The following is a 19,977-nucleotide window of genomic DNA, read 5'->3' on the forward strand; positions in this document are numbered from 1 at the left end:
ACATTTTATAACGGTATTCATACAATAAAATTAGTTTCATTTAAGAAAGTTAAAACATTCTAAAAAAGTGAGGTTGATTTAAATGAGAAAACTGACAGACATTACTGTTGGAACGTATACCACCGTATGGGAATTAAAAGCTTCTGACCTGTTAAGAGAAAGAATGCTTGCTCTGGGCCTTACGAAAGGAGCCAAGGTTGAGGTAATCCGCAAGGGGCCTGCGGGAGACCCGACTGTATACGGTATCAGAGGAGCAATGATTGCATTAAGAAAAGAAGAGGCCGCACTGATAACGGTAGCTGATTGATTACTGTAAAGGTGAAATGAAAGACATTTCACACCCTGATTTGTGGAATTAAATTAAAATAATAAGGAGGACATCAATGGGGTTGACTTATCAATCCACACAAAATAATGCAATGACAGACCTTTACCGTATTGAACGGGAGGAAGGACAGCATGTCATTGCATTGGCCGGAAATCCGAATACAGGAAAAAGTACCGTTTTTAATGCACTTACAGGCCTTCACCAGCATACCGGTAACTGGCCCGGAAAGACAGTGGTGAATGCCAGAGGGGAATTTACACAGGATGGAAAAGAAAATATTCTGGTAGATTTACCGGGGACCTATTCCCTCTTTGCTTCCTCCGTGGAAGAAGAGGTAGCCAGGGACTTCATTTGTTTCGGAAATGCCGATGCCGTTATTGTGGTAACAGATGCCACCTGCCTGGAACGCAATTTAAACCTTGCCTTTCAGGTAATGGAGCTGACCGATAAGATGGTACTTTGCATTAACCTCATTGACGAGGCCAGAAAGAAAAAAATACAAATCGACGCCGAGGGCATTGAGAAGGAGCTTGGAGTGCCGGTGGTTCTCTGTGCTGCCAGAAGCGGTATCGGAATTGATAAATTAAAGGAGACTGCCGTTAAGGTTGCTGCCGGTGAAATAATACCTGCGCCGAAGCACGTGAAGTATGAGGAAGCCGTTGAGGAGGTTATTGACCGGCTGCTGCCTGCCATGAAAGAGGGGGAAAGTGCGGTTCCCAAAAGATGGCTGGCACTTCGGCTGCTGGATGGGGATGATAAGCTTCTGAGTGCCATGTCCTCCCATATGGGCGGACTTCTCCCAGAGGATATAAGCTATACAGATATGGGGGAAGGGCTGCCGGATAAAAGGGCTTTAAGAGACCAAATATCTGAGACTATCTACGGCAGAATAGAAGAGATCAAGAAAAAATACATCCGGGAAGAAGGGCAGGTGAATGAAAGGGATAAGAAAATCGATAATATTATTACCTCCAGGCGGTTTGGAATACCTATTATGCTGCTGACTTTGGCGGTGGTATTCTGGATTACGATTACAGGTGCCAACATACCCTCTTCTTTACTGGCAGACTTTTTATTTGCCATAGAGGATAGGCTCACAGCCCTTTTTCAATATTTCCATGCACCGGTATGGCTTCACGGAGTACTGATCCTGGGGCTTTACCGGACCCTGGCCTGGGTGGTATCCGTAATGCTTCCCCCTATGGCCATCTTCTTCCCCCTCTTTACCCTGCTGGAGGATCTGGGCTTTCTTCCCCGGGTCGCCTTTAATATGGATCATCTCTTTAAGAAGGCCTGCGCCCACGGAAAACAATGCCTGACAATGATTATGGGCTTTGGCTGTAATGCCGCGGGTATTATTTCCTGCCGTATAATCGAGTCCCCCAGAGAAAGAATGATAGCCATACTTACCAATAATTTTGTTCCCTGTAACGGCAGATTTCCAACCTTGATAGCTATTTCAAGCGTTTTCCTGATTTCCTTTGGAGGAAACCGGCTGGGAATATTGCCTGCCCTGGCGGTAACTGCTATGATAGTGATTGGAATTGGAGTAACTCTTCTGGTTTCCTTCCTGCTATCCAAAACCGTTTTAAAAGGAATCCCGTCAACCTTCACCCTTGAGCTTCCGCCCTACAGGGTGCCCAAGATAGGCAGGGTCCTTTATACCTCCATGATTGACAGGTCGGTGTTTGTATTAAAGCGGGCTGTAACGGTAGCCGCTCCTGCGGGAGCCCTTATCTGGGTCCTGGCAAATATTCATATAGGCAATGCAAGCATACTGGGGCATATGGTGGACTTCTTCGATCCCTTTGGCAGGCTCATCGGCCTTGACGGATATATTTTAATGGCCTTTATTCTTGGGCTGCCGGCCAATGAAATTGTTCTTCCCATTCTGTTAATGGCCTATATGGCAACGGGCTCCATGGCGGAGTATGACAGTCTGGAATCCCTTCGCACCATCCTGGTAAACCACAATTGGACCTACCTTACCGCTCTTAATACCATGCTCTTTAGTCTGCTTCACTGGCCCTGTGCCACAACACTGTTAACGATAAAGAAGGAGACCGGCAGTGTGAAATGGACCGTTGTTTCGGCTCTGCTGCCCACGGCAATTGCAATTCTCGTATGCCTTATCACAACGGGTATATACCGCATTGCCGGGATGCTGTTCTGATTTCAGGATGCATTTCCTGATTTTTGGTTGAAAATAATTCTCAGGTTAAGCACCTTCTGTTTTTTGGAAGGCGCTTTTCTTTTGCGCAGTGAGAAAGAAATAGATAAGTCTATTATTGAAAAATTACAGTTGACATTTGGAAATTATTGTGTATAATAAAATCCATATTAAACATATATGAATATAATATTATATAAAACACAGTACTGACTGTAAAAAGCAGAGGTTAAGGAGATTGGCATTAGCTGATCACAACCTCTGCTTTTTATTTTCAGGAAAATTTTTAACAGGCAGAAAGGCGGAAGAAGGATGGGATTATACGATTTTGAGAAAAAGCTGGACAGAAAAGATACCAATTCCGTTAAATGGAGCTTCATCGGAGAATATACCGGGGTAAAGGATGCCCTTCCCCTTTGGGTTGCGGATATGGATTTTGAAACGGTTCCGGAGATTAAGGAGGAACTTTCCCGGCGGGCAGAGCACGGAATCTATGGATACACCGCCAGAACGGACAGCTATTACCGGGAATTAATCAATTGGCTGGAAAGACGGCAGGGCTTTCAGGTAAAACAGGAATGGATTACCCACAGCAGCGGAGTGGTAAATGCCATTTATAACAGCATTTATGCTCTCAGTGATGAAGAAGATGGCGTTATTATACAGCCTCCCGTTTATCATCCTTTTGCCAGAGCGGTAACGCTGACAAGGAGAAAGCTGCTGCTCAATCCTCTTGTTTTAAAAGGCGGAAGATATGGGATGGATTATGAGGGGCTGGAAAAGATCTTAAAGGCAGGAGGTGCCAGGCTTCTTATCCTATGCAGTCCCCACAATCCGGTAGGCAGAGTTTTTACGGCGGAGGAGCTGGCACTTTTAGGGAAGCTTTGTATCCATTATGGAGTAACAGTCATATCCGATGAAATCCATTCGGATTTTATCTACGGGGGTCATACCTTTGTACCTTTTGCTTCTGTTTCAGAGGAACTGGAGCAAAACAGCATTATTTGTACGGCACCAAGTAAGACCTTTAACCTGGCGGGTCTTTCCACCTCCAATATCATCATACCTAATAAAGCATTAAAGAGCCGCTATGACAGCTATTGTGAAGCCAGAGGGCTTAAATCCTACAATATTTTCGGTGCCCTTGCAGCGGAGACTGCTTACCGTTACGGAGAAGCCTGGCTGGAAGAGCTGCTGGGGTATCTGGAAGAGAACAGGAATTTTGCTGTTACATATTTTAAGACCTATCTGCCGGAAATAAAGGTAATCCTGCCGGAGGGAACTTACTTTTTATGGGTGGATTTCCGGAATTTGAATTACAACAAGGAAGAGCTGGAGGAATTTTTAATAAAAGACGCAAGGCTTTGGCTGAATCAGGGATATATTTTCGGAAAAGAAGGCGAGGGGTATGCCAGAATAAATCTGGCCTGTCAGAAGAGTACCCTGGAGGAAGCGCTGAACAGACTTCTTAAGGCAATCAGGAAGGCGGCCTGACCGGGTGTTTAAGGAAGTTTAAGGAGAAACGGATGCCGAATAAGGATTCTTTCACACCGTTCAATTTATGGCAGTATCCCAGAGGGCCTGCCGGTAAAGCCTGTGATAGGCAAGGGGGTAAATATGAAAGAAGGAAAGAAACTCTTAATTACAACAGGTTTGCTGTTAACCATTATGTTAACAGTAGCCTGTGGAAAAAAGGAACAGGCCGAGGAGACATCTTCGGGCAACAATCCGGATGCGAAGACCATTGTGGTAGGAACAGGCTCTTCCTATGAGCCCTACTGCTATCTGGACGAGAATGGGAAGCTTACCGGATATGAAATAGCGGTGTTAAATGCAGTGGACGAATTACTGCCCCAATACAAGTTTGATATTCAGATATTTGAATTCAAGAACATTGCCGTGGGGATTGATGCGGGACAGATAGACCTTGGAGCCCATCAGTTTGAGGAAAATGATGAAAGAAAGGAGAAATATCTCTTTTCAGAAGAAGCCTATACCACCTATGATAACTATGTAACAGTAGCCATTGACAGAAATGATATTAACGGAATCGATGACCTGGCCGGAAAGAAGGTCAAGGCCTCTACAGGGGGCAATAACGTAGCCTACAATCTGGAGAAATACAATGAAAAGCATCCGGATGCACCCCTTGATATTATCTATTCCTCTGAAACAACAGAGCAGCTGATCAGCAACCTGGAGAATGGGACCTATGACGGGACTGTCCTGTTGGACAGGAATGTGGAAAGATATAACGAGCAGTACGGTAAAAGGTTAAAGATTGTCGGGAAACCTTTTACCAATTCCAATACATACTATCTGTATCCAAAAGGAGCAGCAGAATTACAGAAGGCAGTGGACGGGGCTTTAAGAAAATTAAAGAAGGACGGCACCCTGGCTGAGCTGTCCATCAAATATATTGGCAAAGACTACACGCCCAAGGATGAATAAGAGAAAGGAAGTATCTTTATGGGGCCTTTTTTCTCCAGAGTATTTGAATATTTCCCCATTGTTTTGAGGGGATTTCCGGTAACGGTCAGGATTGTCCTTACGGCAACGTTGGCGGGGCTGATTTTAGGGACTGTATTAGCTTTTATCCGGATATACAAAATCCCTGTTTTTAATCAGGCAGTATTGCTTTATATTTCCTTTGTAAGAGGTACGCCCCAACTGGTGCAGCTGTTTATTGTCCTGTATGGGCTTCCTCTTCTGGTAGTAAAAACAACGGGGATCAATATTAGCAGATGGGATAAAATGTTTTTTGTATTGGTGACCTACTGTCTGAATGAAGCGGCATTTTTCTCCGAATCTATCAGGGCAGCCATTCAGGCAGTTCCCAGAGGTCAGACGGAAGCCGGATATTCCGTTGGACTAAACGGGAGGCAGACCTTTTTTCGAATTGTAATGCCTCAGGCAGCACGGATAGCACTGCCCGGTCTAGGCACCAGCTTTATTTACCTGTTTCAGGGGACCTCTCTTGCTTATTTAATCGGTATTTTTGATATCATGGGGCAGGTAAATGCCATTGGAGCAAGAACCCAGCATTATATAGAGGGCTATGTGTGCGCGGGAATTATCTTTGTGACTATAAGCGTGATACTGGAGAAGGTTCTGTATCGGGTCAATCAAAAGCTTGCTTATGGCGGGGGAAAATAAGGAGGGAGCATTATGAATATTCATCCCGGGGAAATCTATAAAAGCTTTCTTTATGCCGCCAGGTTTATTCCTGTAACTTTGTACATAACCTTAGTTCCTTTGCTCTTGTGTATTGTAGTGGGAGGAATCATAGCCGTGCTTCGGGTATACCGCATTCCGGTGCTTTCATCTATATTGGATTTTCTGATAAGCATTCTAAAGGGGATACCGGCCGTATTGTTTCTGGTGGCAACAAGCCTTTTATTTGCCACCAGGTTTGATAACCTGGCGAAGCTGCTGCACCTTGGCATCCGTGCCAGGGATGTGGATGCGGTGTATCTTGCCATCTTCGTGCTTACAGTTACCAGCATCCCTTCCCTGTCGGAGTCCTTTCGGGGAGCGCTGCTGTCGGTGCCCAGGGGCCAGTATGAGGCCGGATATTCTGTGGGGATGACCAAGGTTCAGACCTTCTTTCGAGTCATACTTCCCCAGGCCTTTTTCGTAATACTCCCTTCCCTGACCAACAATACCATAGGCTTGCTGAAAGGCTCGTCCCTGGTGTATATGATTGGGGTCACGGATATTCTGAACAGCGCACTAAAGCCGGCAAATGCTACCTATGCTTTCCTGGAATCCTATATTGCGGCGGCTATAATTTACTGGATATTGTGTGCGGGCATTGAGCTTATTGGGAAGGGGCTGGAGGTGTATTTTGGGAAATATAAAAGGGGGGCGACTTTGTAGAGTAGAGGTAATTAAGGAACTGGTTTATGATATTGCCGTAACAAGCTGAATAGTTTTGCAGATTGAATAGCATACAAACAGGATAGATTACAAGGATAATAATATTGCAAGAAGGATTTAGTAAGCAGGTCGGTTACTGGAAGCAAACAGATTAGGGTGTATTTATAAATAGGGAGGATAAGCAGAAATGATTGAATTAAGGAATATTCAAAAAACCTTTGGCAGGAACCAGGTATTACGTGGAGTGAACTTTCGTGTGGAGCACGGGGATGTGGTAGTGGTCCTTGGTCCCAGCGGTTCGGGGAAGACTACGCTGCTGCGCTGCATAAATTTTCTGGAAAAGGCAGAAGAAGGGTTTCTCCGCATAAATAATCAGGAGATTAATTTTAAGACAGCCTCCAGGAAGCAGATACTGGATATCAGAAAGCAGACGGCCTTTGTTTTTCAGAATTACAATCTGTTCCAGAACAAAACAGCACTGGAAAACGTAACGGAAGGTCTGATCATAGCAAGAAAAATCCCGAAGAAAGAAGCTGAAGAGAGGGCCAGAGAGGCATTGAAAAAGGTGGGGCTGACAGACAGGGAAGCCTACTATCCCCAGCAGCTCTCCGGGGGACAGCAGCAGAGGGTAGGAATTGCCAGAGCTATTGTTCTCAACCCGGAGGTCATATTATTTGACGAGCCCACCTCTGCACTGGACCCGGAATTAGTAGGAGAAACCCTGAAACTTATTCGAAAAATAGCTGCTGAGGGAATTACCATGATAGTCGTTACCCATGAAATAGCCTTTGCTTCCGATGTTGCCAACAAAGTAGTATTCATGGATGGCGGCATGGTCGTTGAGGAGGGGAGGCCCCAGGAAATCTTCACGAATCCCAAAGAAGAGCGTACCAGGCAGTTCTTAAGGAGAATACTGCCGGAAAATGATTATTCCATATAAAGGCTATGGTAAATGCTCCTAGCGCTGCCGATTACGGTATTGCCTGAATTTATCATTCATTTCCGTATTATTCTCAAAGAAATCCAGCAGATCCTGGATTCCGCACAGTATTTCCTCATTCATGGTATGCTCTATTTTCTCGGTTTCTTCTAACAGGCCATTCTTAATATCCAGGAATTTCAGAAAATTTTCCACCAGATTGTGCCTTGTCAAAAGGGCTTTTCCTTTTATAACTCCTCTTGGTTCCAGGGTAATGACGCCGTATTTTTCGTATTTGATAAGACTCAATTCTGCCAGCTTCTTTACCATACTTGTTACAGAGGGAGGCTGTACATTCAAAGCCTGTGCCAAATCTCCTGCTCTGGTATATCCGCTGTCCCTGGCCAGACGGTATATCATTTCCAGATAATCCTCAGCGGATGGGGATAAGTCTTCGTGCTCGCTTCTTAAGTATTCCCGAAAGGTGTAAAATTCCTGGTCCGACATGACAGCACAATCCTTAAAGCTATTTGTTCATTATATGTGAGAAAGAGTGAAGAAAGAAGTACACTCATCGAAATAAGAAAATTCCTTAAATTTCAGATTGTAGGATGTAAAAAAAGAAGAAATATCAGTAAAAATATGACATTGAGGCTGCTATGGAGCAGGGATATAATGAAAGTCAAGGATTATATTAGAAAATAACTTATTAATGGTGACATGAAAATACAGGAGAAGCATGGTTATGAAAAATCTGAAAATTGCAGTTATTGGAGCCGGCAGTACCTATACACCGGAGCTTATGAATGGGTTTATAACAAGGAATAAGCACTTAAAGGTCGACAGTTTTTATATGATGGATATTGATAAAGAGAAAACGGAGATTGTAACAGGGCTTGGTAAAAGAATGCTTGAGGCCAATGGAATGAATTCAAGGGTCATCATTACCGACAAGGTCGAAGAGGCAGTGGAAGGTGCTGATTACGTTCTGGGACAAATCAGGGTTGGTAAGCTGGATGCCAGAATAAGGGATGAAAAGATTCCTTTGAAATATGACCTCCTTGGTCAGGAAACGACCGGTGCAGGCGGATTTATGAAAGCTCTGCGGACAATACCTGTTATGATGGACATTGCAAAGACAATAGAAAGGCTTTCGCCGAATGCGTGGTTCATAAACTTTTCAAATCCTTCCGGTATTATAGCGGAGGTCCTGCTGAATAATTCAGATGTAAAAATGCTGGGCCTTTGTAATGCTCCTATCAATATGCTCCGGCGTGCCAAGGAAATGCTTCCTGAAAACACAAAGAAATTTGATTACGATTTTGTAGGCTTAAACCACCTGTTCTGGCTGACGGCATTATATGCTGATGATAAGGAAATTCTGCAGAACTTATTTTTGGGAGGCTATAAGAATAACAGTTTAAAGAATATACCCGAAGTTGTTTACGAGGAAGAATTACTGAAAGCAATAAAAGGCCTTCCGGTATCCTATCTTAATTACTATTACTTCAGAGATAAAATGGTGAAAAAGTGCAAGGAAGCCGAAATGACCAGAGGAGAGGAATGTAAGCTGATAGAAGCTGAACTCCTGGAATTGTACAAGGATACCAACTTGAAGGAGAAACCCGCAGTATTGGATAAAAGAGGAGGAGCTCTTTACTCGGAGGCTGCGGTTTCAGTTGTGGATGCCATAGAAAACGACAGAAATGAGGTCCATGTGGTTGATGTAAAAAACAACGGGGCATTGAGTTTTATGGATAAGGATGATGTAATTGAGGCCAAATGTATCATAAACAAAGACGGTGCAACCCCTCTGAAGCTGAATGATTTTAACAATGAGCATATTATCGGTTTAATGCAGGCTGTCAAAGCATTTGAAAAATTAACGGTGAAAGCGGGAATTGAGGGAGATTATAATGCAGCATTGGGAGCTTTACTGACACATCCTCTGATTGGAGATTACTATAAGGCAAAAAGTGTACTCGATGAGATGCTGGAAGCCAATAAAGAATTTTTACCGCAGTTTTTCGGAGGGAAATAAACTATATGAAAAAATATGTACTTGGAATGGACGGCGGCGGAACAAAGACCCATTGTTCAATTTTTGACCTGGATGGAAATATGGTTGACTTGATTAGCTGGGGAACAACAAACCATGAGTGCTTAAACGGCAGCTATGATGAGCTTAAGATTGAGCTAGGCAAGCTTTTTACCTATATTCTTGCTAAAAACGGCATAGGCACAGAGGACTTGGGGAAATGTGTATTTGGATTGGCCGGAGTGGATACGAAAAGGCAGCAGGAATTTATTTCTAATATGATCAGAGACTTGGGGATCAGAGACTTTACTCTTTGCAATGATTCTTACCTGGGAATAAAGGCAGGTTGTGAGAAGGGCTTTGGAATCTGTGCCATAAATGGGACAGCCTTTTCCATAGGAGGGATTGATTCCAGGGGCAATATGCTGCAGATTGGCGGATTGGGGGAAATCAGCGGCGGAGATTTCGGAGGCGGAGAATATCTGGCAGGTAAGGCTATAGCAGCAGCCTATAACTCTATCTTTAAAGGAGACCCGGAAACTTTAATAACGGAACTGTTTTTTAACATGTTAGATATAAAATCAAAATTTGATTTTGTGGAAGCACTAAAAGGCAGGATTGATGACGGCACCTATAAATATGACTATTTTAATAGATTGGTATTCGAAGCAGCCAATAAAAATGATGAGGTGGCAAAGGGTTTGCTGGACAATATGGGCAGAGAATATGCAAGGTGCATCAATGCGGTCATAGCCAATCTGGATTTTTACAGGCAGGAGCCTGTGGAGGTTGTAATGGCCGGTTCCATTTTTGTCAAAGGTGAAAATTCAAGGGCAATCGATAAAATCAGGCAGGAGGTCTCTTTGAAAAATGAAGACAGGGAAATTTCTTTTAAGGTTTTAAATTCACCGCCTGTAGCAGGGGCTATTTTATGGGCACTGGAGCAAAATGGATGTAAAAAGCATGACAGGGAAAAGGTCCTAAAAGCCTTTGAACAATAGAACTATCATATTATAATAACTTCTGAACTCAAAAACTTATGAAAATAATGAGAATTGCTGGTTAATAAGGAGGTGCTGCCAGAATTAAAATATATATACGAACTAAACACATTTGAGAATTGACAGAAGGATTTGGATAGTCATAATCGAATATATTAAAGTTGGGGAGAGTGTAAATTATGAAAAGACAAAGCAGAATTATTTCATTTCTGGCTGCGGTTATCATGATTGCAGCATTCATTATGCCGGCGGCAGTGGTCCAGGCAAATGCAAGCGGGGTTTTTATCAGAGTAAACCAGGTGGGATACAAACCATCGGCAAGTAAAGTGGCTATGGTTCTATCCAGTACCAATTTAAACGGAGTAAGATATGATGTTTTTAATTCCAGCAATACCTCAGTTCTGAATGGAACGGTTTCATCAGCCAATAAAGGAAGCTGGGGCGATGCCGGCGGTGCAAATTGTGCCTACACCTATGCGCTTGATTTCAGCGCTTTAAGTACGATAGGCAGCGGATATTATATAAAAATCAACAACTACACTTCACCGGTGTTTCCTGTCAGTGATTCCGTTTACAGCAGCTTAGCTGATTTATCAATGCAGTTCTTCAAGGTACAGCGCTGCGGAAATACAAATCCAAAGGACCATGGAGTCTGCCATATAACAGGAACAAGTTCATCGGTGGACGGTAAACCGGATGGAGCATCCGGTACAATTGATGTAACAGGCGGCTGGCATGATGCCTCGGATTACATCAAATTCATGAGTACCATCGGACATGTCGCAGATGTAATGCTTACAACCTATATTCATCATCCGGAAGTTTTCCCTTCACCCGAAAGTACCGGCGGTGTATTGACCGAAGCAAAGGTCGGGCTGGATTTTATACGAAAGATGTGGGATAACACGAACCAGATATTGTATATGGAAGTTGCAGATGGTCTTGACCATGATGTTGAAAATGATGATCTTGATTCCCGCAGTAAATGCTGGCCGGAAAATGACAACACCATATATGGTGCATCCCGGCCTGTCCATCCATGCCCGGCTGGAAAAGGTGCAAATCTGGCAGGTAAAGCTGCGGCAGCCCTGGCACTTGGAGCTAAAATCTGGGGAGACCCAAGCGGTCCCAGCTACAATGCCGCATTAGCCAGCAATTACCTTACGGCAGCACAGCAGATATATACCTGGGGCAAGACCAGAACAGGTATTGCAGGAGATGCCGATGAGTTCTATGTGGATACCGATTATAAAGATGATATGGCCTGGGCAGCAGCTGAACTCTACCGTGCTACGGGAACAGCTTCTTATCTGGCAGATGCAAAGTCTTATTGTGACAGCGCAGGAGAATGGTATAACAAATCTGATACCAGTCTCAACTGGTCAAGGGCTTATGCCTGGGCAAACTATGAGGTCGCATCACTTGATCCGGCATATAAAAGTACAGTTATAAGCCGTATGAATAATCATCTCAATGTAATGAAAACCTATGCAGATGCACAATTCTGGAATAACAGCAGCCAGCCCAAATGGGGCACTTATGAAGCTATGAGCAACAATGCTGTTGAAGCCATGATGTATCAGGAATTATCGGGCAATTCCACTTATTTCAATCTGGCACAGCAGCAGCTTGACTTTATGTTAGGCAAAAATCCGTGGGGTGTCAGTATGTTAAATGGTGCGGGTACCACCTGGTTTCAGAATCCCCGTCATCGTGTGACAACACTGAATCGGGTAAGCAATCCCGGATACCAGCTCCTTGGAGCCTGGAGCGAGGGCTTTGAGACAAGCGCCCAGTATGCCGTAGATCAATCGGACCCATTGCTTTCGGGACAAGAAAATCCGAATATAGTGCAATTCAATGACAGCCGTATGGTCTGGCACGACAACAGAAGAGATTATGCAACAAATGAGGTGACGATTTCCGGAAATGTGGCAGGTATGGCAATGGCAGCTTTTATGGGAGTCAGTTATACGCTGAGCGTACCAACCGTACCGACCGGATTGGCTGCTGCGGCAGGGTCCTCTCAAATAAATGTGACCTGGAGTGCGGCAGCAGGGGCAGCCGGTTATGACCTTGAAGCGGATGGAACAATAATCAGCAATGCAGTCTCTCCTTATGTGCATACAGGCTTGGCGCCGGGCCAGACCCACAGCTATAGGGTAAGAGCCAAGAACAGCGCCGGAACAAGCGCATGGAGTACAGCCGTAAGTGCAGTGACGTCTGCCTCCGCTGTTGATTATCCGGCCAATGCCGATGCCTATGTAAGGGACGGAACCTATGCCACAACGAATTACGGCACAGCTGCAACGATTGATGTTAAGGGAGACCCGGATGCCGGCTAAAACCGGAAGAGCTTTTTGAAGTTTGACCTTACGGGCCGGACGGGAACCTCCGTAGCTTCGGCAACTTTGAAGGTGTACTGCAATGGGGCTTCTGCAGCAACACCGTTAGTGATATACGGGTTTTCCGGGACTGATACCTGGATTGAATCGGGGAGCGGAAGTATTACCTGGAATAATCAGCCCAGCAGTACAAATGCGGTAACAATAGGAACTCTGAATGTTACAGCTGCCGGGTGGTATGCTATAGATGTTACAAGCTATGTGAACAGTCAGATGAGCGGGGATAAGAAGGTGACTTTTAAGATGCAGGTTGAGAACAATAATGGGGCGACTTTAAGTTTTAACAGTAGGGAGAATGCGTCTAATAAGCCTGCTTTAGTGGTTAATTAGTTAGCTGTATTAATTTGGCTGAAAGGCAGGTTTTCACAAGGGGACGGCAGTTTGCACCAAATAGAAAGATTCATGCTTCAATTCCAATGTATAAGAAGTCCTAATCCTCTGAAGATTTTGTGCTGGACATATCATCAAACAGATAACTCGCTAGGCTCAAACAATCTGTTTGATGATATAGCACAAAATCTTCAGCGGAAAGGACTTCTAATACATCTCCATAGGCGCATGAATCTTTCTATTTGGTGCAAACTGCCTGGGTATAGTGAAAGACATATATTTATACAAACTAAAGAATGGGACTTACAATCTATAGTAAATCATATACTGTTAAATTGGAAAGTTGTTGAGAGAAGATTATACTTATATTCTTGACATATCAAAATACAGGCGTCCATTTTTATTATTGACAGATGGTTGTCTGTCTTTTATGTAATTATATTCTGGTCACTTTGAAATAACATTACGAAGTATTACGGTTAAAGAAGTATCAAAGTATACATACCATCATCTCGATAATTAAAACAAGTTGTTTTCAAACGTTCAAAACGTTTCATTTATCATATGCTGAATTTGCTTATTTGAGCGGCATTTTTGCTGTTATAATAATCAAGAGTAACAAGGCAATTCCAAATGTCGTCCAGATTGTCTGGTATGTTCCAGCTAAAAGCAGCCAGCTTCCAATCATACTGCCGATGCCTCCGCCGCAAAAAAGCCCGAATCCGATAAGACCGGAAGGAAGCCCTCTGCATTCTTCTGTGACGTTGAGAGCCATAGTGGCCAATGTGGATTGAATGGAGATGTAGCCAAAACCTAAACATACCGTTGCAGCTAACGCTAACGGCCAACTCTTTATTTGAAAACTACAACTTAAAAGAATAGTTGAAATAATAGCCCAGCATTCTCCAGCTATAATCACCTGCTTTTTACCGAACCTGCTTGCCAGCTTTCCTATTTTTGAACCTCCGATCAGGCATGCAAATCCATAGAACATTACGACGATCCCAGATTGTATGTAATTAAGATGAATATGTTCATTTAAAAATGAACCAAGGTATCCATAAATACCCAGAAGCAAAAGCCCTGCTACAAAAGCCAGCGGAAAAATCAGCTTTCCTTTTGGTGAAAGAACTGCAAGCTTGCATTGATAAAAGAAATTGCGGTTCTGTCCATTTGATTTCACTGGACACAACGGCAGTGCCCAAAGAAGGCTTGCTGCTGCAATTGCAAATGCAGTAAAGAAGAAAAACGCACCGCGCCAACTGACATAGTGGGTCAATATGCCTCCAAGGCCGGAACTTAATCCTTGCCCTGTAAAAACAATACCCATGAACCTTCCAACATATATCTGTTGTTTTCCCGGCGGAACCGTGTCACCAATTACCGAAAGCGACAAAGCGATAATCCCGGCAGCAAAAAAGCCGGTAATCACACGTAGGGCACACAATATGGGCAGTGAGTTTGAAAGCGCACTGCCGCCCGTCCCGATTGCCAGCCCAATTATAATTAAGCGCAGTAGTTTGATTTTGTCATGCTGATCGCCGAAAAAGCCATATACTGGCTGCATAAAACCATAGGGTATCATATAAGCAGTCAAGATACTGCCTGTCATGGCAGCCGATATGCCGAAACTGGCCGCAATAGCTGAAAGCGATGGTGATACAAACCAATTGTCTGCAGCTGAGACAAATCCTGCAAGACCCAATATCAAAACTAGTTTTCCAGAAGCCTTTGCATCACATGTACTATTCATTTTTTATTTTCTCCAACTCGTATCATTTTCTCAATAAAGTACTGATGCACAGCAAGGCAGTTTGTCAATTCGGGATGAAAGGAGGTCACAAGCATATTCTTTTCTTTCGCAGCTACAATATGTTTATCCAGGTAACAAAGCACCTCAACATCCTTACCGGCGTTTTCAATCCATGGTGCACGGATAAAAATAAGGGGAATCCGCTGCTCTGATATGGCTGGGATATCTTCTACCACTGTAAAACTGTTGATTTGCCGTCCATAGGCATTTCGCCGGACTGTTATATTCATCAGATCCAAATGCGGATTCTCGTCAATTACATCTTTAGCAAGCAGGATCATACCTGCACAAGTTCCCCAAACGGGAAGCCCTTGCTTTATCTTTTGCTTCAGCGGTTCAAAAAGGCCAAAATCAATAAGTAATTTTGATATGGTTGTACTTTCACCTCCAGGTAAAATTATGCCATCGACAGATTCCAATGAAGGTAAGGATTTCACTTCAAGGGGTTTAACATTTTTGATGTTACTTAACATGCTTATATGTTCTCGGACGGAACCTTGTAATGATAAAACACCGATCTGCAAGTTTTTTGCCATTTCACCAGCCCCTTTTAGCAAACTGGTTCTCGGGAGATATTGAGTTAATGCATATCCCTTTCATAGTTTCTCCAAGCCCTTCGCTTACCTCAGCAAGAATTTCCGGTTTGTCATAATACGCAGCTGCTTTTACAATTGCTTTCGCTCTCGCGAGTGGATTATCGGATTTAAATATGCCGGATCCAACAAAAATTCCTTCACTACCCAGCTGCATCATTAATGCCGCATCAGCGGGAGTCGCAATCCCTCCCGCAGCAAAATTAACAACGGGCAGCTTCTTATTTTCCGCAACCGATACAACCAAATCATGAGGGGCACCATTTTCTTTCGCATATGTCATAAGCTCCTCTTTTCGCTTATTGGAAAGCTCTCTGATACCCGACATAATAATCCTCATATGGCGTACAGCTTCAACGACATCTCCTGTACCTGCTTCTCCTTTTGTACGGATCATGGAAGCACCTTCACCTATTCTTCTAAGAGCTTCGCCCAGATTACGAGCACCGCAGACAAACGGAACTTTAAATGCCAGTTTATCAACATAGTATAGTTCGTCTGCTGGGGTCAGAACTTCACTCTCGTCAATAAAATCAATGCCGAGAGCCTCCAGGATTTGTGCTTCTGCCATGTGACCGATACGTACTTTAGCCATAACGGGAATAGATACGGCTTTTTGAATTTCTTTTATCATTTTGGGGTCACTCATACGGGCAACGCCACCGTCTTTCCTAATATCGGCAGGGACTCTTTCCAGAGCCATGACAGCAACGGCCCCTGCTTCTTGGGCGATGGCGGCTTCCTTAGCATTGGTGACGTCCATAATTACGCCGCCTTTTAGCATTTGTGCAAGATTTCGATTGAGTACATGCCTTTCAGTATCCATTGTTTCCTCTCCTTGTTTATAATAATTATAATACAATAAATTATAATGTTGACATTGTATGATGTCAATGATATGATTGTATGACATACAAAAAGGAGGGCTTCTTATGCAGCAATCATTTTATAACGACTTAACATGGATGCCTAAAATCGATAAAACGGATAAGCCAATGTATTTAGCCATTATGGAAACGTTGAACTCCGATATTAAAAATGGAGCTTTAAAGCCGGGTGATAAGCTGCCTCCACAAAGAGAACTGGCTGATTTTCTTCACATTAATCTCACAACTGTGACGAAAGCGTTTAAGCTTTGCGAACAAAAAGGATTGATCTATGCAACTGTCGGCAAAGGAACCTTCATTTCTTCTGATGCAAATATTTCAGCAGTTTCACAGGATGACGAAATAGATAATGGATTAATTGAAATGGGAACAATTCGTCCATTATATAGTCAAAATAAGCTGGTGGTTGAATCCATCAGGCAAACGGTTCAAAATATAACAATCGGAAAGTATTTGGAATATGATGAACCTAAGATGAAGATATCCCATCGTGAGATAGGAAGTGAGTGGCTTAAACGATTTCATATAAATGTTAAACCTGAGAATATTGCCATTGCTTCAGGTACTCAAAATGCCTTGGCGGTTACAATGATCTCATTGTTTCAGCCTGGAGATAAAATTGGCACGGATTCTCTTACTTACACAGGCTATAAAAATCTTGCAAGTACATTTGGCGTTCGCCTGGTTCCTGTTGAAATGGACGAAGATGGCATGAATCCTGCAATGCTTAGCAAAACGTGCAAAAACGAATGTTTAAAAGGGCTGTATTTAATACCGGAATGTCAGAATCCTACAACATGTACAATGCCAATTCACCGCCGGCAGGCGATAGCTGAAATTATTAAGGCAAATAACTTGATTTTGATAGAAGATGATACCTATTCTTTTTTAAAGAATTCAGATTTACCTCCTGTGTCGGAATTAATTCCGGAGCAAAGTATATATATAAATTGCACTTCTAAATCTTTAAGCGCAGGCTTGAGGGTTGCATTCATGGCTGTTGCCCCTAAATTCCATGATCAAATTAGTCGTGGTATTTACAACATAAATCTGAATACATCCCATTTTAATGTAGAGATTGTAGCCAATCTTATAGAGAACGGTTTGGCTGATCAAATTCTCGAAGCGAAAAGACTGGAAGCAGAAGAGAGAAATAAACTCACGGATGAAATCCTAAATGGCTTCATTACTCAAGGGAACAAACGTGATTATTTCAGATGGCTTATATTACCGGATGGATGGACTGGGAAGGAATTTGAATATTGTGCGAAGGCATCAGGTGTGCAAATTTATTGTGCCGAACGATTTGCGGTTGGCAGCAATTTAGTACCTGCCGCTGTTCGAATTGCTACGGTGTCTGTCAAAAATCAAGACGAACTTATTAAGGGATTGACCATACTAAAGAATTTATTAAATAAGAAACCGGATGTAACACCATTTATCGTATAGAGGCTTCCATCATCATAATTAATGAACCCAATGCACATGCAAGGCGATGCCAGCTTATGCATCGGGTTCTTGTTTTATAAATTCAAGATAATCGACTTTGTCTGCACTTTAAAGGCTGCTGATGCACTATCAGCAGCCTTTTCCCTTTTATGTATAGATCAATGCTATGGCAAGGCATTTATAAAAACCATCCCTGCAATGCCAAAAGGTAAAAATATAAATATTATATGTAAAAATAGAAGATTGAGGCAGTGTAACCCTGAGTATATAATTAGTTTAAAGGATTTGAATCAGCATAGATAAACAAATAATTAAGGAGTCGATAATTATGGATTTAAATACTAGAAAGACAAAATCTCTGCGTAGAAATGAAGCTTTTGCCGGGTATATGTTTATTTTACCATGCTTGTTTTTTCTGCTGTTTATGGCGATTTTACCAGTTTTCTTAACTGCTTTTATCAGCCTTACCAATTGGGGCTCGGTTGCTACCGAATTTTCGAAGATATCATTTGTCGGATTAGAAAATTATAAGGATTTATTCAAGGATGCTACTTTTTATACAGCTTTAAAAAATAATATATTGCTGCTTTTTTATACAATACCGATCCAGTTACTATTAAGTTTTATATTAGCCGTAATGATAAACAAGTATTGCTATTTTAAAAACTTTTTTAAGTCTGTTTATTTCTTACCCTATATTTCAAGTACAGTAGCGGTTGCAACTATATGGATGGTCGTTTTGCAGCCTTCCTATGGCCCGGTTACAGAAATGTTGAAAGCCATAGGAATTGAAAATACACCGAAATGGCTTTCTGACATGCATTGGGCCCTTCCAAGCTTATCAGGAATGGTCGTATGGCAGAATCTTGGATATGATATTATCATTATTTTGGCAGCACTGCAGACGGTCCCGGTTGAATTGTATGAGTCCGCTGATATGGATGGGGCCAATTGGTTCGTAAAGATCACAAAAATTACGCTTCCTATGATAACGCCTACGATATTTTTTCTTATAATCTATGAGACGATGGAAACCTTCAGGATATTTGACCAAATCAGTGTTTTAACGGATGGCGGCCCCGGTGATGCAACACAGGTTCTCGTTTTCTATCTATATAAACAAGCATTCAGAAATAGCCATATAAACTATGGAGCAGCGATTACGGTTGTACTTTTTATTATAGTTTTTATCATTACTCTGATTCAGTGGTTAGGCAGAAAAAAATGGGTACATGAATAGAAAAGGGGATTCTTATGAATGATATGGCAGTGAATAATAGTGTTAAGGGCTTGCGTTTAAACAAGAAAATTAATGTTGGGAAGATAGTGGTTACAATCGGGTTATTTACATTTGGCCTATTAATGGTACTTCCATTTATCTGGATGATATCTACCTCTATGAAATATGAAGTTGATGTTTTTACTTTTCCGATTCAATGGATTCCCAGGAAGTTCAGAATTATTGAAAATTATAAAGAAGTCTGGTTCGGAGATGCTCCCTTTGCTCTATATTATTTTAATTCTATTAAAGTTACAGTATTAACAACCTTCTTTTCTTTATTGATTTCAAGTATGGCAGCCTTTGCTTTTGCAAAGCTTAAATTTCCGGGCAGAGATAAAATCTTTGTTTTAATAATAGCAACAATGATAATTCCTGATCAGGTTACACTTATTCCAAGGTTTTTATACTTCAAATGGCTTCATCTGTTTGATACGCATCTCTGTCTGATAATCAGTATGCTGTTCAGCCAGTCAAGTATATTTTTTATTACGCAGTTTATGAAGTCATTGCCCTCAGAGCTTAGTGATTCGGCTAAAGTCGACGGAGCCGGAACGTTAAGGACCTTCTGGAATATCATGTTACCTTTGTCTAAACCGGCTATAGCAACAATGGCTATTGTTAAATTTATTTGGTCATGGAATGATTATCAGAACGTTCTGGTTTTTATAACTAATGCAAAGCTGTTTACGATTCAAATCGGAGTACGGATGTTTACTGACAGATACGGATCATTTTATTCGCTGATCATGGCTGCCTCGGTATCGGCAATTATTCCGCTGTTTATCGTATTTGCACTTGGACAAAAATACATAATTGAGGGTCTGACTGCCGGAAGTGTGAAAGGCTGAAAGTCTTTGTTTGGGATATTTGGCGTAATATAAGG

16 protein-coding genes and 1 pseudogene are annotated in these 19,977 nt (G+C 42.4%); 13 read left to right on the forward strand and 4 right to left on the reverse strand.

Features of this window, described 5'->3' with window-relative positions; genetic code table 11:
- The first annotated feature begins 82 nt into the window (after positions 1–82).
- From BUB77_RS22640 to BUB77_RS22670, 7 genes are all read left to right on the forward strand, one after another.
- A complete protein-coding gene (locus BUB77_RS22640; RefSeq protein ID WP_073279292.1) occupies positions 83–307 on the forward strand; it encodes a FeoA family protein in 225 nt (74 codons plus the stop codon).
- A gap of 76 nt (positions 308–383) precedes the next feature.
- Positions 384–2,501: a ferrous iron transport protein B gene (feoB, locus tag BUB77_RS22645; RefSeq protein ID WP_073279293.1), complete on the forward strand. Its 2,118-nt coding sequence runs from the start codon at positions 384–386 to the stop codon at positions 2,499–2,501.
- 309 nt (positions 2,502–2,810) lie between these two features.
- A complete protein-coding gene (locus BUB77_RS22650; protein WP_073279294.1) occupies positions 2,811–3,992 on the forward strand; it encodes a MalY/PatB family protein in 1,182 nt (393 codons plus the stop codon).
- Between the two features lie 123 nt (positions 3,993–4,115).
- Entirely contained in the window at positions 4,116–4,949 is an 834-nt protein-coding gene (locus BUB77_RS22655; protein ID WP_073279295.1) for a transporter substrate-binding domain-containing protein, read from the forward strand.
- An 18-nt stretch (positions 4,950–4,967) separates the two neighbouring features.
- The gene (locus BUB77_RS22660; protein ID WP_073279296.1) at positions 4,968–5,654 is read left to right on the forward strand and encodes an amino acid ABC transporter permease; all 687 of its coding nucleotides are present in this window, start codon (positions 4,968–4,970) and stop codon (positions 5,652–5,654) included.
- A 12-nt stretch (positions 5,655–5,666) separates the two neighbouring features.
- Entirely contained in the window at positions 5,667–6,377 is a 711-nt protein-coding gene (locus BUB77_RS22665; RefSeq protein WP_073279297.1) for an amino acid ABC transporter permease, read from the forward strand.
- A gap of 187 nt (positions 6,378–6,564) precedes the next feature.
- Positions 6,565–7,317: an amino acid ABC transporter ATP-binding protein gene (locus tag BUB77_RS22670; protein ID WP_073279298.1), complete on the forward strand. Its 753-nt coding sequence runs from the start codon at positions 6,565–6,567 to the stop codon at positions 7,315–7,317.
- An 18-nt stretch (positions 7,318–7,335) separates the two neighbouring features.
- Here the strand turns inward: BUB77_RS22670 and BUB77_RS22675 are convergent, their stop codons facing one another.
- Complete coding sequence (locus BUB77_RS22675) at positions 7,336–7,803, reverse strand: metal-dependent transcriptional regulator (protein WP_073279299.1); 468 nt, start codon at positions 7,801–7,803, stop codon at positions 7,336–7,338.
- Between the two features lie 238 nt (positions 7,804–8,041).
- Between BUB77_RS22675 and BUB77_RS22680 the strand changes: the two genes are divergently transcribed.
- The 3 genes and pseudogenes from BUB77_RS22680 (at position 8,042) to BUB77_RS22690 (ending at position 13,070) form a co-directional block, all read left to right on the forward strand.
- Entirely contained in the window at positions 8,042–9,337 is a 1,296-nt protein-coding gene (locus BUB77_RS22680; protein WP_139241287.1) for a 6-phospho-beta-glucosidase, read from the forward strand.
- Positions 9,338–9,342: 5 nt separating this feature from the next.
- Entirely contained in the window at positions 9,343–10,335 is a 993-nt protein-coding gene (locus tag BUB77_RS22685) for an N-acetylglucosamine kinase (protein ID WP_073279301.1), read from the forward strand.
- A gap of 242 nt (positions 10,336–10,577) precedes the next feature.
- Positions 10,578–13,070 (forward strand): annotated as a pseudogene (locus BUB77_RS22690) (glycoside hydrolase family 9 protein).
- Positions 13,071–13,647: 577 nt separating this feature from the next.
- Here the strand turns inward: BUB77_RS22690 and BUB77_RS22700 are convergent.
- The 3 genes from BUB77_RS22700 to pdxS are packed head-to-tail and all read right to left on the reverse strand — an operon-like array spanning position 13,648 to position 16,302.
- On the reverse strand, positions 13,648–14,823 hold the full coding sequence (locus BUB77_RS22700; protein WP_073279304.1) for an MFS transporter: 1,176 nt from the start codon (positions 14,821–14,823) through the stop codon (positions 13,648–13,650).
- A complete protein-coding gene (gene pdxT / locus BUB77_RS22705) occupies positions 14,820–15,419 on the reverse strand; it encodes a pyridoxal 5'-phosphate synthase glutaminase subunit PdxT (protein WP_073279305.1) in 600 nt (199 codons plus the stop codon). The genes BUB77_RS22700 and pdxT overlap by 4 nt, the downstream gene beginning before the upstream one ends.
- Position 15,420: 1 nt before the next feature.
- Positions 15,421–16,302 carry a pyridoxal 5'-phosphate synthase lyase subunit PdxS gene (gene pdxS / locus BUB77_RS22710; protein ID WP_073279306.1) on the reverse strand — a complete coding sequence of 294 codons (882 nt, stop codon included), beginning with the start codon at positions 16,300–16,302 and terminating at the stop codon, positions 15,421–15,423.
- A gap of 106 nt (positions 16,303–16,408) precedes the next feature.
- Here pdxS and BUB77_RS22715 point away from each other — a divergent pair, with 106 nt between their 5' ends.
- From BUB77_RS22715 to BUB77_RS22730, 3 genes are all read left to right on the forward strand, one after another.
- Positions 16,409–17,812: an aminotransferase-like domain-containing protein gene (locus tag BUB77_RS22715; protein ID WP_073279307.1), complete on the forward strand. Its 1,404-nt coding sequence runs from the start codon at positions 16,409–16,411 to the stop codon at positions 17,810–17,812.
- Between the two features lie 328 nt (positions 17,813–18,140).
- On the forward strand, positions 18,141–19,052 hold the full coding sequence (locus BUB77_RS22725) for a carbohydrate ABC transporter permease (protein WP_073279309.1): 912 nt from the start codon (positions 18,141–18,143) through the stop codon (positions 19,050–19,052).
- A 14-nt stretch (positions 19,053–19,066) separates the two neighbouring features.
- Positions 19,067–19,942, forward strand: coding sequence for a carbohydrate ABC transporter permease (locus BUB77_RS22730; protein WP_073279310.1), 876 nt, complete (start codon positions 19,067–19,069; stop codon positions 19,940–19,942).
- Positions 19,943–19,977 lie beyond the last annotated feature (35 nt).

It is taken from the genome of Anaerocolumna jejuensis DSM 15929, from assembly GCF_900142215.1.
In the GTDB taxonomy this organism is placed as follows: domain Bacteria; phylum Bacillota; class Clostridia; order Lachnospirales; family Lachnospiraceae; genus Anaerocolumna; species Anaerocolumna jejuensis.

Bases quoted from the DNA above. Each gene is read 5' to 3' on its own strand.
- BUB77_RS22660 (WP_073279296.1), top strand. From the start codon at position 4,968: ATGGGGCCTTTTTTCTCCAGAGTATTTGAATATTTCCCCATTGTTTTG.
- BUB77_RS22700 (WP_073279304.1), bottom strand. From the start codon at position 14,823: ATGAATAGTACATGTGATGCAAAGGCTTCTGGAAAACTAGTTTTGATA.
- BUB77_RS22670 (WP_073279298.1), top strand. From the start codon at position 6,565: ATGATTGAATTAAGGAATATTCAAAAAACCTTTGGCAGGAACCAGGTA.
- BUB77_RS22730 (WP_073279310.1), top strand. From the start codon at position 19,067: ATGAATGATATGGCAGTGAATAATAGTGTTAAGGGCTTGCGTTTAAAC.
- BUB77_RS22640 (WP_073279292.1), top strand. From the start codon at position 83: ATGAGAAAACTGACAGACATTACTGTTGGAACGTATACCACCGTATGG.
- BUB77_RS22685 (WP_073279301.1), top strand. From the start codon at position 9,343: ATGAAAAAATATGTACTTGGAATGGACGGCGGCGGAACAAAGACCCAT.
- BUB77_RS22655 (WP_073279295.1), top strand. From the start codon at position 4,116: ATGAAAGAAGGAAAGAAACTCTTAATTACAACAGGTTTGCTGTTAACC.
- BUB77_RS22665 (WP_073279297.1), top strand. From the start codon at position 5,667: ATGAATATTCATCCCGGGGAAATCTATAAAAGCTTTCTTTATGCCGCC.
- BUB77_RS22675 (WP_073279299.1), bottom strand. From the start codon at position 7,803: ATGTCGGACCAGGAATTTTACACCTTTCGGGAATACTTAAGAAGCGAG.
- pdxT (WP_073279305.1), bottom strand. From the start codon at position 15,419: ATGGCAAAAAACTTGCAGATCGGTGTTTTATCATTACAAGGTTCCGTC.
- BUB77_RS22715 (WP_073279307.1), top strand. From the start codon at position 16,409: ATGCAGCAATCATTTTATAACGACTTAACATGGATGCCTAAAATCGAT.
- feoB (WP_073279293.1), top strand. From the start codon at position 384: ATGGGGTTGACTTATCAATCCACACAAAATAATGCAATGACAGACCTT.
- BUB77_RS22725 (WP_073279309.1), top strand. From the start codon at position 18,141: ATGGATTTAAATACTAGAAAGACAAAATCTCTGCGTAGAAATGAAGCT.
- BUB77_RS22680 (WP_139241287.1), top strand. From the start codon at position 8,042: ATGAAAAATCTGAAAATTGCAGTTATTGGAGCCGGCAGTACCTATACA.
- pdxS (WP_073279306.1), bottom strand. From the start codon at position 16,302: ATGGATACTGAAAGGCATGTACTCAATCGAAATCTTGCACAAATGCTA.
- BUB77_RS22650 (WP_073279294.1), top strand. From the start codon at position 2,811: ATGGGATTATACGATTTTGAGAAAAAGCTGGACAGAAAAGATACCAAT.